At 64.5% G+C, this 535-nt stretch carries 1 protein-coding gene; it reads right to left on the bottom strand.

The window, feature by feature from the left end; translation table 11 throughout:
* Window positions 1-57: 57 nt before the first annotated feature.
* Window positions 58-535: transposase (locus QM841_RS42910; protein WP_283336802.1), on the bottom strand; the 478-nt coding region annotated here is incomplete at its 5' end.

Consider the following 535-nt stretch of genomic DNA (forward strand, 5'->3'; position numbering starts at 1 on the left):
TGTGTCGGGTTGTTCCACTGAGTCTTTCGCATCGAGGGTGGGCATGTGTGACCGGCGTTAGGTGATGATCGGCTGATTTCGACCGAAGGTGCTGTCAAACAAGTTGTGCCACGCTGTTTCCCACGGCCAGTGCGTGGGTAGGTGCAGCGTCAACCTCCGGGCGGAGGAAGCGATGCGTGCGGGAACCGAGACGAGGGTGCGCCGGAGGGTGCCGGTGGTAGCTTTCGTCAGTTTGGGATCGCCGGTGAGGGTGGCGGCGGCGCGGGTCAGATTGAATGCCATCACCGCGGCGACGAGCCAGGCGGCGTTCGCTGAAAACGAGTTCGACGGCAGATGCGCGAGAGCGGAGTTCTTCAGGTCCGCGTGCACCTGTTCGATGACGGCGTGCTGGCGGTGGGTTTTGTCGGCGTCGACGGTATCGAGCTCGTCGGGGTCGGTGGTGGTGAAGAAGGCGTGGAACCGCCAGACGTCGAACAACGTGCCCTGGCCCTGGTCCTTGGGCGGTCGCAGGTCGGGGATGCGGCGCACCACCAGC

The sequence above is a fragment of the Rhodococcus sp. IEGM 1307 genome (genome assembly GCF_030056915.1).
GTDB lineage: Bacteria > Actinomycetota > Actinomycetes > Mycobacteriales > Mycobacteriaceae > Rhodococcus_F > Rhodococcus_F opacus_D.